General features: G+C 70.3%; 20 protein-coding genes. 5 read left to right on the top strand and 15 right to left on the bottom strand.

The features are described from left to right. Both ACWDR4_RS29280 and ACWDR4_RS29275 read right to left on the bottom strand, forming a co-directional pair. Complete coding sequence (locus ACWDR4_RS29280; RefSeq protein WP_450413094.1) at positions 1 to 1,059, bottom strand: zinc-binding dehydrogenase; 1,059 nt, start codon at positions 1,057 to 1,059, stop codon at positions 1 to 3. Between the two features lie 107 nt (positions 1,060 to 1,166). Next, complete coding sequence (locus ACWDR4_RS29275; RefSeq protein WP_450413093.1) at positions 1,167 to 1,946, bottom strand: enoyl-CoA hydratase/isomerase family protein; 780 nt, start codon at positions 1,944 to 1,946, stop codon at positions 1,167 to 1,169. A gap of 239 nt (positions 1,947 to 2,185) precedes the next feature. Here ACWDR4_RS29275 and ACWDR4_RS29270 point away from each other — a divergent pair, with 239 nt between their 5' ends. Both ACWDR4_RS29270 and ACWDR4_RS29265 read left to right on the top strand, forming a co-directional pair. Beyond that, complete coding sequence (locus ACWDR4_RS29270) at positions 2,186 to 3,718, top strand: acyl-CoA synthetase (protein WP_450413092.1); 1,533 nt, start codon at positions 2,186 to 2,188, stop codon at positions 3,716 to 3,718. 2 nt (positions 3,719 to 3,720) lie between these two features. After that, positions 3,721 to 4,491 carry an SDR family NAD(P)-dependent oxidoreductase gene (locus ACWDR4_RS29265; RefSeq protein ID WP_450413091.1) on the top strand — a complete coding sequence of 257 codons (771 nt, stop codon included), beginning with the start codon at positions 3,721 to 3,723 and terminating at the stop codon, positions 4,489 to 4,491. Between the two features lie 97 nt (positions 4,492 to 4,588). On the opposite strand, the gene ACWDR4_RS29260 is transcribed toward ACWDR4_RS29265, so the two are convergent. The 4 genes from ACWDR4_RS29260 to ACWDR4_RS29245 all read right to left on the bottom strand — a co-directional run bounded on the left by ACWDR4_RS29260 (position 4,589) and on the right by ACWDR4_RS29245 (position 8,418). After that, positions 4,589 to 5,311 carry an IclR family transcriptional regulator gene (locus ACWDR4_RS29260; RefSeq protein WP_450413110.1) on the bottom strand — a complete coding sequence of 241 codons (723 nt, stop codon included), beginning with the start codon at positions 5,309 to 5,311 and terminating at the stop codon, positions 4,589 to 4,591. Positions 5,312 to 5,579: 268 nt separating this feature from the next. Beyond that, the gene (gene dmpG / locus ACWDR4_RS29255; protein ID WP_450413090.1) at positions 5,580 to 6,596 is read right to left on the bottom strand and encodes a 4-hydroxy-2-oxovalerate aldolase; all 1,017 of its coding nucleotides are present in this window, start codon (positions 6,594 to 6,596) and stop codon (positions 5,580 to 5,582) included. Continuing rightward, the gene (locus tag ACWDR4_RS29250) at positions 6,593 to 7,585 is read right to left on the bottom strand and encodes an acetaldehyde dehydrogenase (acetylating) (protein WP_450413089.1); all 993 of its coding nucleotides are present in this window, start codon (positions 7,583 to 7,585) and stop codon (positions 6,593 to 6,595) included. The genes dmpG and ACWDR4_RS29250 overlap by 4 nt, the downstream gene beginning before the upstream one ends. After that, on the bottom strand, positions 7,582 to 8,418 hold the full coding sequence (locus ACWDR4_RS29245; protein WP_450413088.1) for a 2-keto-4-pentenoate hydratase: 837 nt from the start codon (positions 8,416 to 8,418) through the stop codon (positions 7,582 to 7,584). Before ACWDR4_RS29245 ends, ACWDR4_RS29250 begins: the two co-directional genes overlap by 4 nt. Before the next feature lie 342 nt (positions 8,419 to 8,760). Here ACWDR4_RS29245 and ACWDR4_RS29240 point away from each other — a divergent pair, with 342 nt between their 5' ends. Next, entirely contained in the window at positions 8,761 to 10,362 is a 1,602-nt protein-coding gene (locus ACWDR4_RS29240) for an FAD-dependent oxidoreductase (RefSeq protein WP_450413087.1), read from the top strand. A gap of 55 nt (positions 10,363 to 10,417) precedes the next feature. Here the strand turns inward: ACWDR4_RS29240 and ACWDR4_RS29235 are convergent, their stop codons facing one another. Further along, positions 10,418 to 11,026: a TetR/AcrR family transcriptional regulator gene (locus ACWDR4_RS29235; protein WP_450413086.1), complete on the bottom strand. Its 609-nt coding sequence runs from the start codon at positions 11,024 to 11,026 to the stop codon at positions 10,418 to 10,420. 43 nt (positions 11,027 to 11,069) lie between these two features. After that, entirely contained in the window at positions 11,070 to 11,939 is an 870-nt protein-coding gene (locus tag ACWDR4_RS29230) for an alpha/beta fold hydrolase (protein ID WP_450413085.1), read from the bottom strand. 157 nt (positions 11,940 to 12,096) lie between these two features. Here ACWDR4_RS29230 and ACWDR4_RS29225 point away from each other — a divergent pair, with 157 nt between their 5' ends. Next, positions 12,097 to 12,975, top strand: coding sequence for a VOC family protein (locus ACWDR4_RS29225; protein WP_450413084.1), 879 nt, complete (start codon positions 12,097 to 12,099; stop codon positions 12,973 to 12,975). Positions 12,976 to 13,030: 55 nt separating this feature from the next. On the opposite strand, the gene ACWDR4_RS29220 is transcribed toward ACWDR4_RS29225, so the two are convergent. The 4 genes from ACWDR4_RS29220 to ACWDR4_RS29205 are packed head-to-tail and all read right to left on the bottom strand — an operon-like array spanning position 13,031 to position 15,464. Further along, positions 13,031 to 13,219 carry a ferredoxin gene (locus ACWDR4_RS29220; protein ID WP_450413083.1) on the bottom strand — a complete coding sequence of 63 codons (189 nt, stop codon included), beginning with the start codon at positions 13,217 to 13,219 and terminating at the stop codon, positions 13,031 to 13,033. A 14-nt stretch (positions 13,220 to 13,233) separates the two neighbouring features. Beyond that, positions 13,234 to 14,046, bottom strand: coding sequence for a mycofactocin-coupled SDR family oxidoreductase (locus ACWDR4_RS29215; protein ID WP_450413082.1), 813 nt, complete (start codon positions 14,044 to 14,046; stop codon positions 13,234 to 13,236). 15 nt (positions 14,047 to 14,061) lie between these two features. Continuing rightward, a complete protein-coding gene (locus ACWDR4_RS29210) occupies positions 14,062 to 14,322 on the bottom strand; it encodes a hypothetical protein (protein WP_450413081.1) in 261 nt (86 codons plus the stop codon). Then, positions 14,319 to 15,464, bottom strand: coding sequence for an amidohydrolase family protein (locus tag ACWDR4_RS29205; protein WP_450413080.1), 1,146 nt, complete (start codon positions 15,462 to 15,464; stop codon positions 14,319 to 14,321). Before ACWDR4_RS29205 ends, ACWDR4_RS29210 begins: the two co-directional genes overlap by 4 nt. A gap of 175 nt (positions 15,465 to 15,639) precedes the next feature. Between ACWDR4_RS29205 and ACWDR4_RS29200 the strand changes: the two genes are divergently transcribed. Beyond that, entirely contained in the window at positions 15,640 to 16,503 is an 864-nt protein-coding gene (locus tag ACWDR4_RS29200) for a mycofactocin-coupled SDR family oxidoreductase (protein ID WP_450413079.1), read from the top strand. A 38-nt stretch (positions 16,504 to 16,541) separates the two neighbouring features. On the opposite strand, the gene ACWDR4_RS29195 is transcribed toward ACWDR4_RS29200, so the two are convergent. Genes ACWDR4_RS29195 through ACWDR4_RS29185 form a run of 3 tightly spaced genes read right to left on the bottom strand, consistent with a single transcriptional unit; the run spans position 16,542 to position 19,470 of the window. Further along, positions 16,542 to 17,522: an NADPH:quinone oxidoreductase family protein gene (locus tag ACWDR4_RS29195; protein ID WP_450413078.1), complete on the bottom strand. Its 981-nt coding sequence runs from the start codon at positions 17,520 to 17,522 to the stop codon at positions 16,542 to 16,544. Further along, positions 17,519 to 18,706: an acyl-CoA dehydrogenase family protein gene (locus ACWDR4_RS29190; protein ID WP_450413077.1), complete on the bottom strand. Its 1,188-nt coding sequence runs from the start codon at positions 18,704 to 18,706 to the stop codon at positions 17,519 to 17,521. The genes ACWDR4_RS29195 and ACWDR4_RS29190 overlap by 4 nt, the downstream gene beginning before the upstream one ends. After that, the gene (locus tag ACWDR4_RS29185; RefSeq protein WP_450413076.1) at positions 18,703 to 19,470 is read right to left on the bottom strand and encodes an SDR family NAD(P)-dependent oxidoreductase; all 768 of its coding nucleotides are present in this window, start codon (positions 19,468 to 19,470) and stop codon (positions 18,703 to 18,705) included. The genes ACWDR4_RS29190 and ACWDR4_RS29185 overlap by 4 nt, the downstream gene beginning before the upstream one ends. Between the last annotated feature and the right edge of the window lie 2 nt (positions 19,471 to 19,472).

The following is a 19,472-nucleotide window of genomic DNA, read 5'->3' as shown; positions in this document are numbered from 1 at the left end:
TCACAGTCCCTTCGGAGTGAGCAGCACCTTGAGGTGCCGGGCCCGGTCGGCGGCCAGGTCGGCGAAGACCTCGGCCCCGTCCGCGAGCGAGAAACGTCCGGTGACCAGAGCGGAGGCGTCCAGGCGCCCGGCGCTCATCAGGTCGATCACGCGGGGGATGTCGAAGTTGTAGCCGAGCGTGCCGACCACCGAGCGCTCGTAGAAGACGAGTTGCCCCATGTCGAACTCGACGCTGCCGTGCCCGACACCGGCGAGCACGACCCGTCCGCCGCGCCGGACCGTGCTCACGGCCTGCCCGGCGAGCGCGGGTACGCCGGTCGCGTCGATGACCACGTCCGGGCCTATGCGCCCGGTGCGCACGAACACCTCACGGCGTACGTCCGTCTCGCGCGGGTCGTACGCCTCGGTGACGCCCAGTTTGAGCAGCAACTCGCGGCGCCCGGCGAGGGGTTCGCTCACGTAGAGGCCGGCGGCGCCCGCGATGCGGGCCGCGAGGACCACGGCTACGCCGATCGGGCCGCCGCCGACGACCAGGACGTTGTCGCCCGGCCGTACTCCGGCGCGGGTGACGGCGTGCAGGCCGACCGCGAGGGGTTCGGCCACGGCCGCCATCTCGTCGCTGACGTTGTCGGGCAGGCGGGTGAGGCCGGCTATCGGCACGGTGACGCGGTCGGCGAAGGCGCCGGGTGAGGCGAGGCCGACGGAGCCGCTCTTGGGGCAGATGTGGTACTCGCCGCGCGCGCACCAGAAGCAGACGCCGCAGTGCCAGACGGGGTCGGCGGTGACGCGGTCGCCGACGGTGATGCCGGGTATCTCGGTGCCCAACGCGAGGACTGTGCCGCTGAGTTCGTGACCCAGGGCGAGGGGTGGGGCTTTCCCGGTGAGGGGGTGGGGGCTGGCGCGGATCATGTGGGGGCCTTCTAGGAACTCGTGCAGGTCTGTGCCGCAGATTCCGGACCAGGTGACCTCCACGGTGGCCTCGTGGGGGGCGGGGGCGGGCGGGTCCGGGACCTCCTCCAGGCGCAGGTCTCGGGCGCCGTGCCAGCGCAGTGCCTGCATGGTCCGCCCTCCTTTCGGTTCGTGCCGTTCGTGTCGGTTCGTGGGTGATCGGCTTTGTGCGTACCTGCGGGTCCGGTGGGGGCTGGTCGCGCAGTTCCCCGCGCCCCTTAGGGGGTGTCCTCGAAGCGGGCTTTACCCGGGCCCTTGGTCAGGAAGGACTCGATGCCCGTGGTTGCGTCCCTTGTGCCGAAGACCCCGGTGAACAGGGAGCGTTCGAGGGCCAGGCCGGTCGACAAGGAGGTGTCGGTGCCGTGGTTCACGGCCTCCTTGATGGCCTCCAGGGCTGCCGCCGGGCCCTGGGCGAGCTTGCGGGCGTAGTGGAAGGCGGCCGTGTGGACCTCGGAGGCGGGGACGACCTCGTCCACGAGGCCCAGGCTCAGGGCCTCGGCCGCGTCCACCCGGCGGCCGGTCATCAGGAGGTTCTTGGCGCGGGACGGGCCGATCAGGCGGGTCAGGCGCTGGGTGCCGCCCGAGCCGGGGATGATCCCGAGCTGCACCTCCGGCTGGCCGAGGAGGGCGTCGTCGGCCGCGACCCGGTAGTCGGCGGCGAGGGCCAGTTCGAGGCCGCCGCCGAGCGCGTACCCGGTGATCGCCGCGACGACCGGCATGGGCAGCTGGGCCACCTCGTCGAAAGTGCGCTGCAGGGCCCGGTTCCAGCCCCGCACCTCGTCGATGTCCATCGCGGCGAGCGCCTTGACGTCCGCCCCGGCGGCGAACAGCCGCTCGCCGCCGTAGAGCACGACGGCCCGTACATGGGGAGAGTCGGCCAGCTGGCGCACGCGGGCGGCCAGTTCGTCGCGCTGGAGGGTGTCGAAGGCGTTCAACGGCGGGTGGTCGAGGCGGACCGTGACAACGGGTCCGTCCGTGTCGAGACGGATGCGCGGCACCAGAGCCTCCTCATCGAGGTCATCGAGGTCGTCGAGTTCAGCGAGGGAAACGACGTGAACTCATCGGCGCGCAGATGGTTGTCGATGCGTTCACGTCGTCGTACAGTTCGGCGACAAGTTTTATAGACCAAGAGGTACACTAAATCATGGGAGCGGGCAACCAACCGGCCGGAACCCGCCTTTCCGTATGAGCGGTGGCAAGAAGCATTCGCCGCGCAGACACAGAGCGAGAGAGACCCGTGCACAATTTCGCGAGCATCCTCGATTACCACCTGACCCAGCGGCCCGAAGCCGTGGCCGTCACGCAGGAGGACCGCCGCCTGACGGTGCGCGAACTCCACGACCGGGTCAACCGGCTGGCCGCCGGCCTGACGGAACTGGGCGTACGGCGCGGCGACGTCGTCGGGCTGCTCCTCTACAACCGGCCGGAGTTCCTGGAACTGGTGTACGCGGCCAACCGGATCGGGGCGGTCTTTCTCCCGCTGAACTACCGGCTGTCCGAGGAGGAATGGGCGTACATTCTCGGCCACTCCCAGGCAAAGGCGATCATCACCGAGCCGGAGTTCGTCCGGGCGGCCGACCGCATCGCCGGGAAACTGTCCGACCTGGAGCACCGCATCCTGGTGGACGGTGAGCCGGGGTCCGACGAGTGGACCGGTTACGAGGCGCTGCTCGCCCGGCACGAGGGTGCCCGCGTCGACCCCGTGGAGGTCGGCCCGGAGGATCTCCAGCGGCTGATGTACACCTCGGGCACCACCTCACGCCCCAAGGGCGTGCGCATCACGTACGGCAATCTGCACGCGAAGAACGTGTCCCAGATCGTCCACTTCGGCCTCACCGCGGCGGACACCACGCTCGTGGCCGGGCCGCTCTACCACGTCGGCGGCCTGGACATGCCCGCCCTCGCGGTGCTGTACGCGGGCGGCGGTGTGGTCCTCCAGCGGAAGTTCGACGCGCCGGGCGTGCTGCGGGCGATCCAGGAGCACCGGGTCACCAACGCGTGGCTGGCGCCGGTGATGGTCAACGCCGTCCTGGAGGTCCCGGACCGGGAGTCGTACGACACGACCTCGATGCGCTTCATCGTGGGCGGCGGCGAGAAGACCCCGGAGCCGGTGCTGCGGCGCATCATGACCGCGTTCCCGAACGCCTGGTTCGCCGACGCCTACGGTCTGACCGAGACGGTCTCGGGCGACACCTTCCTCGACCGCGAGCACTGCCTTTCCAAGCTGGGCTCGGTCGGGCGGCCCGTGCCGCACACCCGGATCCGGATCGTCGACGACACCGGCGCCGAGGCTCCGGTGGGCGAACTCGGCGAGATCACGCTGCGCGGCCCGAAGGTCTTCGCGGGCTACTGGCGCGACGAGAAGGCGACGGCCGCGGCCCTGCGGGACGGCTGGTTCCACACCGGCGACATCGGACACGTCGACAAGGAGGGCTTCCTCTACATCGACGACCGCAAGAAGGACATGATCGTCTCCGGCGGCGAGAACATCGCCACCCCCGAGGTCGAGCGCGTGCTGTACGAGCACCCCGCCGTTCTCGAAGCGGCGGTCGTCGGGCTGACCCATCCGCGCTGGGGCGAGGTCCCGCGTGCCTTCGTGGTGTTCCGGCCCGGCGTGGAAGCGGGCGCGGAGGAGCTGCGCGGGTTCTGTCAGGAGCGTCTCGCCAAGTTCAAGGTGCCGGCCCGGTTCGACATCGTCGACGAACTCCCCCGTACGCCCTCGGGCAAGGTCCTCAAGCGGACCCTGCGCGACATCCCCGCGGAGAGCTGACCATGGCCGACGTGAACACCGACCTGCGGCTGGACGGCCGTACCGCCTGGGTGACGGGTGCCGGGAAGGGCCTCGGGCGGGCCATCGCGATCGCCCTCGCCCAGGCCGGGGCGAACGTCGCGGTGACCGCCCGTACGGCGGCGGACCTCGACAGCCTCGGCACGGAACTGGCCGAGTACGGCGGCAAGGCACTGGTGCTGCCCGGCTCGGTCGCCGACTCCGCCGCCGTACGGGGCATGGTGGAGGGTGTCGTCGAGTGGTCGGGGCGGCTGGACGTGGTGATCAACTGCGCCGGGGTCAGTCCGCACTTCAGCCGTAGCGAGTGGGTCACCGACGAGGACTGGTCGCGTGTTCTCGCCGTCAATCTTCAGGGGACCTTCTACTGCTGCCGCGAGGCCGGGCGGGTCATGCTGGAGCAGGGGTCCGGGTCGATCGTCAATATCTCGTCGGTGCACGCGAGTACCGGGTTCGAGCGGATCGCGGCGTATGCGGCCAGCAAGGGTGGGGTCGAGGCGCTCACCAAGTCGCTGGCGGTGGAGTGGGCGGACCGGGGGGTGCGGGTGAATGCGCTGGCGCCCGGTTATTTCCGTACGGATCTCAGTTCCGGGCTGTTGGACAGTCGGTGGGGTGAGCGGATTGTCCGGGGGACGCCTTTGGGGCGGGTGGGCTCCGTCGAGGAACTCGGGGGTGCGGCGGTGTTTCTTGCGTCTGATGCGGCTCGGTTTGTTACGGGGACGACTGTGACTGTGGATGGGGGATGGACTGCCTGGTAGGTGGGTGGGGGGCTGCGTGGCTTGGGTGGTTTCTTGGCCGCGGACCCGGTGGGGGCTTGTCGCGCAGTTCCCCGCGCCCCTGTCGGGCGCGTCCTCCTCAGCCCGTGCCGAAAAGGTCCTCCGAGACTGCTTTTACCGTGTTCACCACCAACGGGGCCACCAGCTCCAGGGACGAGCTGCCGTCTCCTACCACCGAGATCGCGCCTATCGGGCCCTCGGGGCCGCGTAGGGCCAGGCCTACGCAGCCCAGGTCGGGGAAGCATTCGCCGCGGTCGATCGCCAGGCCGTTGCGGCGGCGGACCGTGCGGAGTTCGCGGTGCAGGTGGTCGAGGTGGCCGATGCTGTGTTCGGTGCGGCGCTCGATGAGCTGGGCGTAGCGCGCGTCGATCTCCTCCGGGCTCAGCCAGGCGAGCATGGCCTTGCCGAGGCCGGTGCAGTGGGCGATGGCCCGGCCGCCGACCTTGGAGGGGATGTCGACCGCCGCCCGGCCGCCGATCTTGTCCAGGTAGTAGATCTCCGGGCCGTCGAGCACCGCCAGGTGAACGACCATGCGCGTACGGACGGCCAGGTCGAGGAGGTGCGGCGCGGCGGCCGAGCGGAGCGCGCTGTGGCCGATCTCCCGGCCGCCGAGGCCGAGCGCCCGCTGTCCCAGCGTGTAGCCGGCCACCGAGTGACGCAGCCAGTCCAGGCGGACCAGCTGGTCGAGTATGCGGTGGGTGGTCGAGCGCGGGAGATGGGTCCGGCGCGAGACCGTCTCCAGGGTCAGGTGGGTCTGCGGACGTTCGAAGAGGTCCATGATCAGCGTTACGCGCTCCATCATCGACGGAGGCAGTACCTGCCCGACGACCTCGGAGGGTCGCGAGTCCAGGCGAAGGGCAGACGTCATCGTCGGTGCCTCTCTGCTCAAACTGAAATCAATTCTAGTTCGGCTTCGGCGTCAAGGTACCAATGCCTCAGGCCGCAGAGAAAGGGTCGTGCACCGATTAATTGGGGTGGTCGGTCTATTCTATGGCGGACGCAAAAAAGTGCCGCTCCCCGGAAGGAATCTTCCGGGGAACGGTACGTCCGGGTACCGGTCCGGGTCCGCGTCAGGCCTGGGCGGTGAGGTCCAGGGCGATGTCCACGATCATGTCCTCCTGGCCTCCGACCAGCCCGCGCCTGCCGACCTCCTGGAGGATCGTGCGGGCGTCGAGGCCGTACTGCTCCGCCGCGGCCTCGGCGTGGCGCAGGAAGCTGGAGTAGGCGCCAGCGTAGCCGAGGGTGAGGGTTTCGCGGTCGACCCGGACAGGACGGTCCTGGAGCGGGCGGACCAGGTCCTCGGCTGCGTCCTGGAGGGCGAACAGGTCGCAGTCGTGCTTCCAGCCCTGGAGGTTGGCGACTGCGACGAACGGCTCGATCGGGCAGTTGCCCGCGCCGGCGCCCTGTCCGGCGAGCGACGCGTCGACCCGGGTCACCCCTTCCTCCACCGCGACCACCGAGTTCGCCACCGAGAGGGAGAGATTCTCGTGGGCGTGGATGCCGATCTGGGTCTCCGGGTCGAGCACGTCCCGGTAGGCGCGGATACGGTCGCGCACCCCGTCCATGGTCAGCCGGCCGCCGGAGTCGGTGACGTACACGCAGTGCGCGCCGTACGACTCCATCAACTTCGCCTGCTTGGCGAGGACTTCCGGGGGCGCCATGTGGGCCATCATCAGGAACCCGGAGACGTCCATGCCGAGTTCGCGGGCCGTGGTGATGTGCTGGGCCGCGACGTCCGCCTCCGTGCAGTGGGTGGCGATGCGGACCGAGCGGACGCCCAGGGCGTAGGCCCGCTTGAGTTCGACGATCGTGCCGATGCCGGGCAGGAGGAGTGAGGTGAGGGTGGCGCGCTCGATGACGTCCGCCGCCGCCTCGATCCACTCCCAGTCGGTGTTGCTGCCCGGCCCGTAGTTGAGACTGCCGCCGGCCAGACCGTCACCGTGGGCGACCTCGATCGCGTCCACGCCCGCCTGGTCGAGCGCCCTGGAGATCTTCGCCACGAACTCGGGGGTGATCCGGTGCCGAATGGCGTGCATGCCGTCCCGGAGGGTGACGTCCTGGACGTAGAGCCTTGGACTGGCGGTCACTTGGTCACCTCGCTGGTCGCCTTGGCCGTCGCCTTGGTGGAGAAACGCTGGGCCATGCGCTCGGCGACGCGCAGGGCGGCCGAGGTCATGATGTCGAGATTGCCGGCGTAGGCGGGCAAGTAGTGGGCGGCGCCCTCCACTTCGAGGAAGACCGAGACCTTCGTGGTCGCCTCGGAGCGGTCGCCGGTGAAGAGAGTGTGCACCGGGTCGCCGTCGGGGACCGGCGTGAACTGGACCTGCTGCTTCAGGCGGTAGCCGGGTACGTACTCGGCGACGGCCGCGACCATCTCCTCCACGGAGGCGCGGATCGCGTCGTGGTCGGCGTCGCCGATCAGGCAGTACACCGTGTCCCGCATGATCAGCGGCGGTTCGGCCGGGTTCAGGACGATGATCGCCTTGCCGCGCCGGGCGCCGCCCACCTTCTCGATCGCCCCGGAGGTCGTCTCCGTGAACTCGTCGATGTTGGCCCGGGTGCCGGGCCCGGCCGACTTGGACGCGATCGAGGCGACGATCTCGGCGTAGGGCACGGGGGTGATCCGGCTGACCGCGTGGACGATCGGGATCGTCGCCTGGCCGCCGCAGGTGACCATATTGAGGTTGTCGACACCGTTGTCGCCGTTGTCGGCGTTCGCGAGGTGCTCGTCGAGGTTCACCGGCGGTACGACGTACGGGCCGATCGCCGCCGGGGTGAGGTCGACAAGGCGTTTGCCGTACGGGGCCAGCTTCTTGGCGTTCTCGACGTGGGCCTTCGCCGACGTCGCGTCGAAGACGATGTCGATCTCGTCGAAGCCGTCCAGGGCGATCAGTCCGTCCACGCCCTCGTGCGTGGTCGGGACCTTGAGGCGGGCGGCGCGTGCCAGCCCGTCCGAGTCCGGGTCGATGCCCACCATCGCGGCCATCTCCAGCGTGTCGGACAGGCGCAGCACCTTGATCATCAGGTCGGTGCCGATGTTGCCGGAGCCGATAACGGCCACCTTGGTCTTGGTCATCCGTGCTCCTTGGCTTCCTGGCGTTCCTTGCGTTCCTTGCCGGAGAAGGTCGCTGTCACCGTTCCCAGGCCCGACATCTCGGCCCGTACGGTGGTGCCTGGCGGGGTGGGGACGAGCGGGCCCAGGGCACCCGAGAGGATGACCTGGCCGGCGCGCAGCGGGTCGCCGAACTCCCGGGCGGTGCGGGCGAGCCAGAGGAGTGCCGCCAGGGGGTCGCCCAGGCAGGCGGCGCCCGTGCCCTCGGACGCGAGCGCGCCGTCGGCGTACAACCGCATGGTCACGTCCCGGGGTTCGAACTCCTTGAGGGTGATCTGCTCGTCGCCGAGGACGAACAGGCCGCTGGAGGCGTTGTCGGCGACGGTGTCCGTGATCGCGATGTCCCAGTCGGCGACCCTGCTGTCCACGATCTCCAGCGCGGCCACGGCGTGTCCGACCGCCGCGCGGACCCGCTCGATGTCGAGGTCGTCGTCGTCCAGGTCGGCGGCGAGCACGAACGCAATCTCCGCCTCGACCCTGGGCTGGAGGAGGCGCCCGCTGGGTACTTCGGGCAGCGCGGAGACGTCCATGTCGTCGAGGAGGACGCCGAAGTCGGGGCGGTCGACGCCTACTTGGCGTTGGACGGACTCTGAGGTGAGGCCGATCTTGCGGCCTACGACGCGTGCGCCGGCGGTGAGACGGTCGGCGATGACGTGTTGCTGGACGGCGTAGGCGAGGGCTATGTCGGTGGTGCCCAGCAGGTCCCGTACGGGGGCACAGGGTTTTCCGGCGTGGGCCGCGTTGGTCAGTCTCGCGGCTGCCTCGGCGACGGGCGTCGGTTTCCCGGTGTCTGTCATTCGCATCCTCAACTTTTGCGGTGCGCTCCGCTAGGAGGGCGGTTGTTCGGCTGCGGGTTCGTTGTGGCTTGTCGCGCCCCGCGGCGGAGCCGCAGATCGACACAGCCCCGCGCCCCTCAAGAGGGGCGCGTCAGAACCGTTCGGATACCCAGCCTGAGCTGCCTCGGTGTGCCGCAGGTGTGTGTGTTCCGCTCAGCGGGACTGGGGTGTGGGTCGGGGGGTCTCGGTGAGCGAGATGGCCGAACAGCGGGGGCGTGACGGCTCGTTACCGTCGGCGGGCGGGAGGCCCTCGCAGTCCCCCCGATCCCCCCACCAAGAGCGTCGGCATGCATGAGGAGGTCCATGGTGAGCATCAACGAAGATGTCTACGACGTGGTCGTCGTAGGGTCCGGCGGAGGTCTGGTCGGGGCGTATGTGGCGGCTTCGCGCGGCCTGCGCACGCTCGTCATCGAGAAGACCGACCGGGTGGGCGGCACCACCGCCTACTCCGGCGCCGGGCTCTGGTTCCCGGGCTCCGCGCCGCTGGAGCGGGCCGGTGTCGAGAACGACGTCGAGAAGGCGCGGACGTATCTGCGCGGTGTCGTCGACGACAGTTCCCGGGAGCGGCTCCAGGACGCCTATCTGCGGGCCGGCGCACAGGTGATCGACGAGCTGGAGCGGAACCCGCGGTTCGGGTCCTTCGTGTACGGCCCTGTGCCGGAGTACTACGCGGCGGCCCCCGGCGCCTCCCCCGCGGGACACACCATCTTCCCGGCGGAGATTCCCGCCGCCGAACTCGGCGAGCACGCCCGGCTCGTGCGCGACCCCCTCCCGATGGAACGGTGGGGCCGTGACCAGGGTCCGGTGCTCAACGGTGGCCGCGCGCTGATCGGCAGGGCGCTGGCCGCGTTCCTGGAGACCGGGAACGGCGCGCTCCGGCTCAACACCGCGCTGGAGAGCCTTGTCGTCGAGGACGGCAGGGTCGTCGGCGTGGATGCCGTCAGCGAGGGCGAGCGCGTCCGGATCCGCGCCGGGCGGGGCGTGATCCTCGCCGCCGGCGGTTTCGAACGCGATCCCGAACTGCGCGCGAAACACCAGCCGCCCCTCACCGGCGAGTGGTCCAACGGTGCCCCGGAGAACACCGGCGACGCCCTGCTGGCGGGGATGGCGGTCGGTGCCGCCACCGAGCTGCTCGACCAGGCATGGTGCGTGCCGGGGCTCGTCTGGCCGGACGGTCTCCCGCTCTTCCACACGGGCACCCGGGGCGGGATCTGGGTCAACGCCGCGGGCGAGCGCTTCATGAACGAGAACCTTCCCTACGACCAGGCCGGGCGGGAGATACTCCGCCTGCACAGGACCACGGGCGTCTCGCACATCCCTGCCCACTGGGTGTTCGACCAGCGGCAGCTCGACCGGGACGGCTTCGGCGGCCCGGCCGACCAGCCGGTGGGCCCCGAGTGGTTCGAGTCGGGCTCGCTGAAGAAGGCCGACACCCTTGAGGAGCTGGCCGAGCTGATCGACGTACCGCTCGAAACCCTGCGCAAGACCATCGAGGAGTTCAACAACTACGCGCCCACCGGAGTCGACGAGAGGTTCCATCGCGGCGAGACGCCCTGGGACCAGATCGCCAACTACGTGCTGGGCTTCCCCGCCCATCCCGAGCTGAGCTTCCCGGCACCGCCGACGACCGACTGGCCGAACCCGCTGCTGCCTCCGCTCGACACCCCGCCCTACTACGTCGCGACCATCCTTCCGTCCGACATCGGTACCAAGGGCGGTCTGAAGACCGACGAACACGCACGGGTGCTGCGGCCGGACGGGAGCGCGATCGACGGGCTCTACGCGAGCGGGAACACCATGGCCGCGATGTCCGGACGTGTGTACCCGGGTGCGGGTACCCCGATCGGTTCGAGTGTCGCCTTCTCCTACCTGGCGGCACTGGACATCGCCGGCGCGAAGGACTGACCTCACGGCTGTGCCCGGGACGCCTGTCGTGTCCCGGGCACAGCCGTACGTCCGTTCAGCGCGCGGCGATCAGCCGTGCGGCCAGGTGCAGGTCCGCCTCCGCCTGTTCGGTGGTGATCTCCTCGGTCAGCAGGGCCACGAACAGGCCCCACCAGCTGTAGACGAGCAGCCGCACCCTGCTGCGCGCGGTCTCCGGGTCGCCGCGGGCGCCGAGGAGGTGCAGGAGCCGCTGTCCCAGAGCTCTCTCGACGATGTCGAAGCGGCTCGGGACGGCGTTCGCGTACTCGGTGAACGACGACAGCGCCACCGCCGATGCGAGGAGCGGGCTGGCCAGCAGCTTTCCGCTCAGCGCGATGAGCGTCTCGGCCACCTCCGTCGCCGGGTCGTTCCCGTCGTGGGCGGGCGGACCGCTGTCCCGGCCGCCGAGGAACTGGTCGATGTGCCATTCGAGGACGGACAGGAACAGGTAGGGCTTGGACGGGAAGTAGCGGTACAGGGTGCCGATCGCGACGCCGGCCTCCTTGGCCACGTCGTGCATCTGCACCCGGGCGAGGCCCTCGCGCGCGCCGAGTTCGGAGGCGGCGCGCAGGATACGGACCCGGCGGGCGGCCTGGCGGCTCGACATCGGAGCGGCGGGCTGCCGTACCTCTGCGGGTCTCGCCACGTCGTCGCCCCCATGTCGTCGAGTCGCCGCCCCGCATTGTCCCTCAGGTGGTCTCGGGGCGGGTCAGGAAGGCCAGGACCGCGCTCTCCCAGGCCGCCTTCTGCTCGATCATCGCCCAGTGCCCGCAGTCCGGGAGGACGTGCAGTTCCGCCTTGGGGATGGTGCGCATCGGCAGCAGCGCGTTGTCCAGCGGGGTGACCCGGTCGTCGCGGCCCCAGGTCAGCAGGGTGGGCGCGGTGATCTTGTGGAGGGCGGCCCAGATGGGCTGGTCGGAGTGGGCCTGGGCGGCCATCATCGCGGCCATCGCCTGCCGGCCGTAGATGCGGCGGGACGCCTCCAGCGTGGCCGGGTCGGTGGCGCTCACCCAGCGTTCCTCGATCAGTTCGTCGGTGAGCAGGGCCGGGTCGTGGACCATCGACCTCAGCCACTGCACGAGGTTCTCCCGGGTGGGGTTCTCGGTGAACTCCACCAGCAGGTTGAGCCCTTCGCTGGGCGCCGGGGACAGGATGTTGCGGCCCACCCCGCCGATGGTCACGACCCGGCGGAACAGGTCCTTGTGGGCGACCGCGAGCCCCACGGCCACGAATCCGCCCATGGAGTTCCCGACGACGTCCACCCGGTCGAGCCCGAGGCCTTCGAGGAAGCGCAGTACGGCCTTCGGGGCCGCCGCCATCGGGTTCTCGTCGGTCGGGTCGCTCACACCGAAGCCGGGGAACTCCAGGGCCAGGGTGCGGAAGTGCTGCGCGAACACGGGCAGGTTGCCCCGGTAGTTGCGCCAGCCGGTCACCCCGGGCCCCGACCCGTGCAGCAGGAGCAGCGGCGGCCCGTCGCCGGCCTCGTGGTAGCGCAACACGCCCTCGTCCGTGGGGAGTTCGCGCAGGGTGTCCTCGTACGTCAGAGAGGTGAGTGTCATGACAGCACCGTGGCATCGGGACGGCGGCCCTCGCCGGTGGGCTCCCGATCAGTGGGACGGTCCCGGCGGGGGCGGCGCGGGCTGTCTAGCGTCGGGGACATAGCCGTACCGGGGGCTCTCGGGCCGCCGGACCTGACCAATGCGAGGGGAGGACCTGATGGGTGTTCGCTCACTCGGGTACCTGCGTCTGGAGTCCAACGACATCGACAAGTGGAAGGCCTTCGGGGGCGACTTCCTCGGTCTGATGCCCGTCGAGGGCGGTGATCCCGAGTCGCTCCACTACCGGATGGACGACTATCCGGCCCGCATCGTGGTCTCTCCGGGGGCACAGCCCGGGATGACGGCGCTGGGCTTCGAGGTCCTGGACGAGCGGGAGTTGGCGGGCCTGGTCGCGGACGTCGAGAAGGCCGGCATCAAGGTGACCGCCGGTACCGAGGCGGAGGCCGCGGCGCGGAAGGTCACGGGCTTCGTCAAGTTCAACGACCCGGGCGGCAACCCGGTCGAGCTGTTCTACGGCACGACCCTCGACCATGTGCCGGTGCAGACCCCGCTGGTGTCGAAGTTCGTCACGGGCGACATGGGCTTCGGGCACGCGATCATCTCCGCCGAGGACGCGCGGACGACGTTCGAGTTCTACGTCAACGTCCTGGGCTTCATCGAGCGCAACACGATGCGCTCACCGGGCGGCACGACCTGGTTCATGGGCTGCAACCCCCGCCACCACACCCTCGGGGTGACGCCGATGCCGGGTCCGGGGCGGCTGCTGCACTTCATGGTCGAGGGGGCGACCCTGGACGACGTGGGGCGCGCGCTCGACCGGGCCGGGAAGTACGAGGTCCCGATGATGCACTCGCTGGGCAAGCACACCAACGACCACATGGTGTCGTTCTACGTCTGGTCGCCGGAGAACTACGCCGTCGAGTTCGGCTGGAACGGCCTCCAGGTGCCCGAGCCGGTGCCCGTGTACGAGATCACGGACGGCGCGTTCTGGGGCCACCACTTCACTCCGCCGCCGATGCCGCCGACCGCCGGCTGAGCGCGCCCGCACATGGCTGAGCCCCACGGTCCCTGGACCGTGGGGCTCTGTCAGGTCATTCGACGGTGATCGCCCGTTCCGGGCAGGCCCGTTCACCGTCCCGGGCCGCTCCTTCGAGGCCTTCCGGGACCTCTCCGTCGAAGGGCAGCGCGTAACCGTCGTCGTCGAGACGAAAGAGTTCGGGTGCCGCCACCGCGCACCGGGCGTGTCCCGAGCAGGACGTCTTGTCGATGCTGATCTTCACGAACCACTCCTGTTCTACGGCTTGTTGGTCGACCCCGCGTCCACGGTGAACTGGAGGCCGGTGACGTACCTCGCCTCGTCCGACGCGAGGAACAGGACCGCGTTCGACACGTCCCGTGGTTCGACGTACGGGGCATGCGTGTTCATCGCGGCGAGGGCGAACATCGGCTCGCGCTCGGCGAGTTCCTCGATCGGTACGCCCACGGTGATGCCCGTGTCGCTGACGCCGGTGGGGTGGACGGTGTTCACCCGGATGCGGTGGGTGCCTAGTTCGTTGGAGAGGGCCTTCATCAGGCCGACCACTCCGTGCTTGGCGGCCACGTAGTGGGCGTACGGCACATGGCCGCGGATTCCGGCGGCCGAGCTGATCATGATGATCGAGCCGCCGGCGCCCGCCTCGATCATCCCCGGGAGCGCCGCCCGTGCCGTGTTCCAGGCGCCCTTGAGGTTGACGTCGACGACGACGTCCCACGCCTCCTCGGTCAGCTGCCAGGCGGAACCCGAACTCATGACGCCCGCGTTGGCGACGACCACGTCGAGCCGCCCGAACTCCTCGTACGTCGCGTCGACGGCGGCCCGCATCTCGGTGATCGAGCGGACGTCGGCCTGCACGGCGACGCACCGCCGGCCGGTGGCGCGCACCAACTCGGCGGTCTCGTCCAGCTGTTCCTTCGCGGCGAGCGAGTAGGGCAGCGCGTCGCTGATGTCCCGGCAGACGTCGGTGATGACGATGTCGGCGCCCTCCTCCGCCAGCCGCACGGCGTGGGAGCGGCCCTGACCGCGCGCCGCTCCCGTGATGAGTGCGACCTTGTTCTCGACTCGCCCCATGGCAGCCTCAGTTCTTCAGTTCTTCGAGTGGTCGGTCGGGCCGGTCCGGCCGGTCTGGCCAGTCGGGGCTACGAGGTCTTCGGCGGCTTCGCGCAGCGCCCTCAGCCGTCGCTGGAGGAGGTCGCGCTCGGCTTCGGCCTCGTCGTCGGTGCCGAGTTCCGCGAGGCGTACGTCCGTGTCGGCGATCTCCGTGAGGAGCCTGCCGTGGGCCTCCTCGCGGGTGAGCAGGTCGAGGTCGGTCCAGTCGGAGCGCTCGGACTCCGGGAGCCCGCTCATGCGGGGAGGTTGTAGAGGCGGCGGGTGTTCAGCTCCACGATCTTGTGCACCTCGTCGTCCGGTACGTCGGCGAGGACCTCGGCGGCGTAGGCGCGGCTCTTGGGCCAGTACGAGTCGGAGTGGGGGTAGTCGCACTCCCAGGTGATCTTGTCGATGCCGACGTGGTGGCGGACCTGGACGCCGAAGCGGTCGTCGATGAAGCAGCCGTGGAAGTGCTTGTGGAACAGCTCGGAGGGCTTCACGCTCTGGTTGACGTTCTGGTAGAAGCGGTGGCGCTCCCAGGTGCCGTCGGCGCGCTCCAGCAGATACGGGATCCAGCCGATGCCGCCCTCGGACAGCCCGATCTTCAGCTTGGGGTGCTTGTGGAGCACCGAGGAGAAGAGCAGGTCGGCGGTGGCGTACATGGCGTTGGTGCCGAACAGAGTGATCGTCACCGCGAACGGGGCTTCCTCGGCGGTCTTCGGCGGCTTGCCCGAGGTGCCGAAGTGCAGGCACAGGGGCATGTCGGTCTCCTCGGCCGCGGAGAACATCGGGTCCCAGTAGTCGGTGTGGAAGGAGGGCAGGCCGCGCGGGGCGGGGTTCTCCGGGAAGGAGATCGCCTTCGCTCCCTTGGCGGCGGTGCGGTGGATCTCGGCGACGCAGAGATCGACGTCCCACATCGGCATGATGACCAGCGGGATGAGCCGGCCGGGCGCGGTGGCGCACCACTCGTCGAGGACGAAGTCGTTCCACGCCTGGACGCACAGCAGGGCGAGTTCACGGTCCTTGCCGTCGAGGAAGACGTGGCCGGAGAAGCCGGGGAAGGACGGGAAGCACAGGGCGCCCCAGACGCCGTCGAGGTCCATGTCGCGCAGACGGGCCTTCGGGTCGTAGCAGCCCGGGATCATCTCGTCGTAGCGCGTCGGTTCGAGGCCGAATTCCTCAGGACTCTTGCCCGCGACCGCGTTGAGGCCGATGTAGGGGTAGATCCGGTCCTCGTAGACCCACACCTCGGCGGGCGACTGGCCCTCCCCGCGCGACTGCTCGACGCTGCGCGGGCCCGCCTCGCGGTACTTGGCGGGCAGGCGGTCGGTCCACAGTCGTGGGGGCTCGATCAGGTGGTCGTCGGTCGACAGCAACTTCATCCATGGCTGCAACGGCATCCTTGCGCTCCCTCGGTCTCGGAGACTCTCCAGCATCGGCACATTGCGTGTACTGATCGGGTCCCACTCAGTGGAAGAAGGTGATGAAACCCCTGGCTTCTCGCGGATCATGGAGGTGAGCCAGATCCATCCATCGAGATTCAGGCTACTCTTTTATCCGACGGAAGGAGACCCCATGGGTCGAGTGCAGGACAAGGTCGTCTTCATCACCGGGGCGGCACGCGGCCAGGGCCGGGCCCAGGCGATCCGGCTCGCCGCCGAGGGCGCCGACATCATCGCCGTGGACCTCTGCGAGGACATCGCCACCAACGGCTACGCGCTGGCCACCGAGGCCGACCTGGACGAGACGGTGCGTCAGGTCGAGAAGCTCGGGCGCCGCATCGTCGCCCGCAAGGCCGACGTACGCGATCCGGCGGCGCTCAAGGCGGCCGTGGCCGACGGGGTGGCCGAACTCGGGCGGCTCGACGCGGTGGTGGCCCAGGCCGGGATCTGCCCGCTGGGCCCCGGGCAGACCGCACAGGCCTTCCTGGACGCCGTGACCGTCGACTTCAACGGGGTCGTACACGCCGTCGACGCGGCACTGCCGCATCTGCCCGACGGCGCCTCGATCGTGGCGACCGGGTCCATCGCCGGGCTGATCCCGGCGACCGTCGACAACCCGGCCAACGGACCGGGAGGCCTGGGCTATTCGTTCGCGAAGCGCCAAGTGGCCGCGTTCGTGCACGACTTGGCGACCGTGCTGGTGTCCCGGCACATCCGGGTCAACGCTCTCCACCCGACGAACGTCAACACGGACATGCTCAACAGCGACCTCATGTACCGCTCGTTCCGCCCCGACCTGGAGAACCCAACCCGCGAGGACGCGCTGCCCAGCTTCCCGGCGACGACCGGCTTCGGCATCCCCTACGTCGAGCCCGAGGACATCGCCGACACCGTCCTCTTCCTCGTCTCCGACGAGTCCCGCTACGTCACCGGGATGCAGATGCGGGTGGACGCGGGCGGGTACGTCAAGCGGCGGCCCCAACTGCCCACCTTCTGACCGGCGTTCGCCGCACACGGGGTTCACCCGGAAGGGGATCAGCCCTCGCCCGTCATGTCGATGACGACCTTCCCGGTGGTCCGGCGTTCCGCGACGTCGGTCAGGGCGGCGGCCACGTCGGCGAGCGGGTGGACGCGGGAGACGAGCGGGCGCATCCCGTCGCGGACCATCCCGGCGAGCGCCCGGTCGCCGGCGGCCACCGCGTCCGGGGCGTACTGGCGCAGCATCCGGATCTCGAAGCCCCGTACGACCGCGTCCTTGAGCAGCACCAGGTTGAGCGGGATCCGGGGGATCTTCCCGTCGGCGTAGCCCACCGTGACGAACCGACCGCCCCGCCGCAGTGCGCGCAGGGCGGCCTCGGCATGGTCGCCGCCGACCGGGTCGACCACCAAGTGGACGCCGCCGTCCGTCAGTTCACGCAGCCGGGTCTTCAGGTCCTCGCGGACGTAGTCCACGCCTGCCGCCGCCCCGAGTTTGCGGGCGACCGCGAGCCGCTCCTCGCTCGACGCGGCGGCGACCACGCGCATCCCGAGCCGGGTCGCGACGTCGACGGCCGCGGAGCCGACCCCGCCCGCCGCACCGAGCACCGCCGCCCACTCCCCCGCCGTGCCCTGCCCCACGGTGGTCAGGGCGTGGTAGGCGGTCGCGTAGGTCACGTGGAACGCGGCGGCGTGGACCATGTCGAGCCCCTCAGGGACCGGGCGCAGCCCTGCCACCGGCACCACGACCTGCTCGGCGAAGGCGCCGGTCAGCACCGCCCCGGCCACGGGTGAGCCCACCGGCGGGCCGGACACCCCAGGCCCCAGCGCGGCCACGACGCCGGCGAACTCGCTGCCGGGCGTGAACGGCAGGGGCGCGGGGACCTGGTAGCGGTCCGCCACGAGCAGGACGTCGGGGAAGTTGACGGCCGCGGCGTGGACCCGGACCAGCACCTCTCCCGGGCCTGGTTCGAGGTCGTCGAGTTCGACGACGCCCAGGCCTGCCGGGGGCCCGTACTCCGTACAGCGTGCGGCTCTCATCGCGTCCTCTCCGTCGTGGGCATCGCCGGGTCACGGGGCAGGCCCAGTACCTGTTCGGCGATGGTGTTGCGCTGGATCTCGGCGGTGCCCGCGCCGATCGTGGAGGCCCGGGTGCGCAGGAAGCCCCACACCCAGCGGCCACGCTGGACGGCGTGCGGATCGCGGCGACCGAGGATGCCGTAGGGGCCCAGGAGGTCGACGGCGAACTCGTGCAGGTCCTGCTCGAACAGGGCGATGAAGAGTCGCGAGGTCGAGGAGGCCGGGCCGGGTTCGCCCCTGGCGAGGATGTCGGCGATGGTGCGCATCCCGGTGAGCCGCATGATCCGGACCCGGATCTCGAAGTCGGCGAGCCGGTCGCGGGCCAGCGGGTCCGCCGTCGCGCCGCGCTCTTGGGCCAGTTCGACCAGTTCGTCGAGGACGCGCCGGTACAGCGCCGCCTGGTTCATCGCACCGGCCGCGCGTTCATGGCCGAGACTCGTGCGTACGAGGGGCCAGCCGCCGTTCTCCGGGCCGATCCGGTCGGCCACCGGCACGCGTACGTCGTCGAAGAAGATCTCGCAGAAGTGCGCGTCCCCGGTCAGGTCCCGCAGCGGCCTGATGGTGACGCCCGGGGCGTGCGCGTCGATCAGGAGGTAACTGATGCCGTCCTGGCGGGAGTCGGGCGGTCCGGTGCGGACCAGGGTGAAGAGGATGTCGGCGATGTCGGCCGAACTGTTCCACACCTTCTGCCCGTTGACGACGTACACGGCACCGGAGTCGTCGGGGCCGCCGCCCTCGCGGCGGGCGGTCGTCCGCAGCGCGGGCAGGTCCGAGCCCGCCTCCGGCTCCGAGTAGCCCTGCGCCCAGACCGCGTCACCGCGCAGCATGGGGCGCAGGAAGCGCTCCTTCTGCTCGGGGCTGCCGTAGGTGATGAGGGTGGGCGCGGCGATGCCGAGCCCGGTGCCGAGCGGTCCCGGCACTCGAGCGCGCGCGTACTCCTCCTGGTAGATGACCTGGTGGGCGAAGGGCAGGCCCATGCCGCCGTACTCCCGTGGCCAGCTCGGTCCGGCGAAGCCGGCGTCGTACAGGGTGGCCAGCCACTTCTTCTGCCAAGTGAGGCGTTCGGCACGGTCCTTGGGGCGGCGACCGGGGTGATGGTCCGTCAGGAAGTCGCGCAGTTCGGCGCGGAAGCGCGCGTCGGTCACCGCGGAGCCATACGGATGGCGCCGTCGAGGCGGACGGTCTGGCCGTTGAGGTACGGGTTCTCCAGCATCTCGACGGCGAGGCGCGCGTAGTCGTCCGGGTCGCCCAGCCGCTTGGGGTGCGGGACGGACGCGGCGAGTCCGTCGCGGATGTCCTCACGGAGCCGGCCGAGCATCGGGGTGTCCATGACGCCGGGGGCGATGGTGTTCACCCGGATCTGCCAGCTGGCCAGGTCACGGGCGGCGACCAGGGTGATGCCGTGCACGCCCGCCTTGGAAGCGGTGTAGGAGGTCTGGCCGATCTGGCCGTCGAACGCGGCGACCGACGCGGTCAGGACGACCGCGCCCCGGTCGCCGTCGACGACCTCGTTGCCGGAGAGGCGGGCGGCGGCCAGGCGCAGCACGTTGTAGGTGCCGATCAGGTTGACCCGTACGACCTCGGCGAACGTGTCGAGTTCGCCGGGGTTGCGGTCGCGGTCGATGATCCGGGTGCGGTCTCCTCCACGGCCCGCGCAGTGCACGACGAAGCGCAGCGGGCCGAGTTCGGCCGCGGTGTCGAGGGCGGCCGTGACCGCGGTCTCGTCGGTGACGTCGGCGCGGACGAAGCGGGCGGTATCACCGAGGTCGGCGACCGCCTTGACGCCCTGTTCCTCGGAGATGTCGGCGAGGACGACCTTGCCGCCGCGCTCGATGATCCGGCGGGCGGTGGCCAGGCCGAGGCCGGAGGCGCCTCCGGTGACCAGCGCCGACGATCCGTCGATGTTCACAT

It is taken from the genome of Streptomyces sp. NPDC000878, from assembly GCF_053599695.1.
The sequence above is the reverse complement of the archived record's forward strand: the minus strand, read 5'-3'. Positions and strand labels throughout refer to the sequence as shown.

Excerpts from the sequence above, each read along its gene's own strand:
- ACWDR4_RS29225 (WP_450413084.1), top strand. The coding sequence starts at position 12,097 with ATGGGTGTTCGCTCACTCGGGTACCTGCGTCTGGAGTCCAACGACATC.
- ACWDR4_RS29200 (WP_450413079.1), top strand. The coding sequence starts at position 15,640 with ATGGGTCGAGTGCAGGACAAGGTCGTCTTCATCACCGGGGCGGCACGC.
- ACWDR4_RS29205 (WP_450413080.1), bottom strand. The coding sequence starts at position 15,464 with ATGCCGTTGCAGCCATGGATGAAGTTGCTGTCGACCGACGACCACCTG.
- ACWDR4_RS29210 (WP_450413081.1), bottom strand. The coding sequence starts at position 14,322 with ATGAGCGGGCTCCCGGAGTCCGAGCGCTCCGACTGGACCGACCTCGAC.
- ACWDR4_RS29195 (WP_450413078.1), bottom strand. The coding sequence starts at position 17,522 with ATGAGAGCCGCACGCTGTACGGAGTACGGGCCCCCGGCAGGCCTGGGC.
- ACWDR4_RS29280 (WP_450413094.1), bottom strand. The coding sequence starts at position 1,059 with ATGCAGGCACTGCGCTGGCACGGCGCCCGAGACCTGCGCCTGGAGGAG.
- ACWDR4_RS29230 (WP_450413085.1), bottom strand. The coding sequence starts at position 11,939 with ATGACACTCACCTCTCTGACGTACGAGGACACCCTGCGCGAACTCCCC.
- ACWDR4_RS29260 (WP_450413110.1), bottom strand. The coding sequence starts at position 5,311 with ATGATGGAGCGCGTAACGCTGATCATGGACCTCTTCGAACGTCCGCAG.
- ACWDR4_RS29245 (WP_450413088.1), bottom strand. The coding sequence starts at position 8,418 with ATGACAGACACCGGGAAACCGACGCCCGTCGCCGAGGCAGCCGCGAGA.
- ACWDR4_RS29250 (WP_450413089.1), bottom strand. The coding sequence starts at position 7,585 with ATGACCAAGACCAAGGTGGCCGTTATCGGCTCCGGCAACATCGGCACC.
- ACWDR4_RS29265 (WP_450413091.1), top strand. The coding sequence starts at position 3,721 with ATGGCCGACGTGAACACCGACCTGCGGCTGGACGGCCGTACCGCCTGG.
- ACWDR4_RS29240 (WP_450413087.1), top strand. The coding sequence starts at position 8,761 with ATGGTGAGCATCAACGAAGATGTCTACGACGTGGTCGTCGTAGGGTCC.
- ACWDR4_RS29215 (WP_450413082.1), bottom strand. The coding sequence starts at position 14,046 with ATGGGGCGAGTCGAGAACAAGGTCGCACTCATCACGGGAGCGGCGCGC.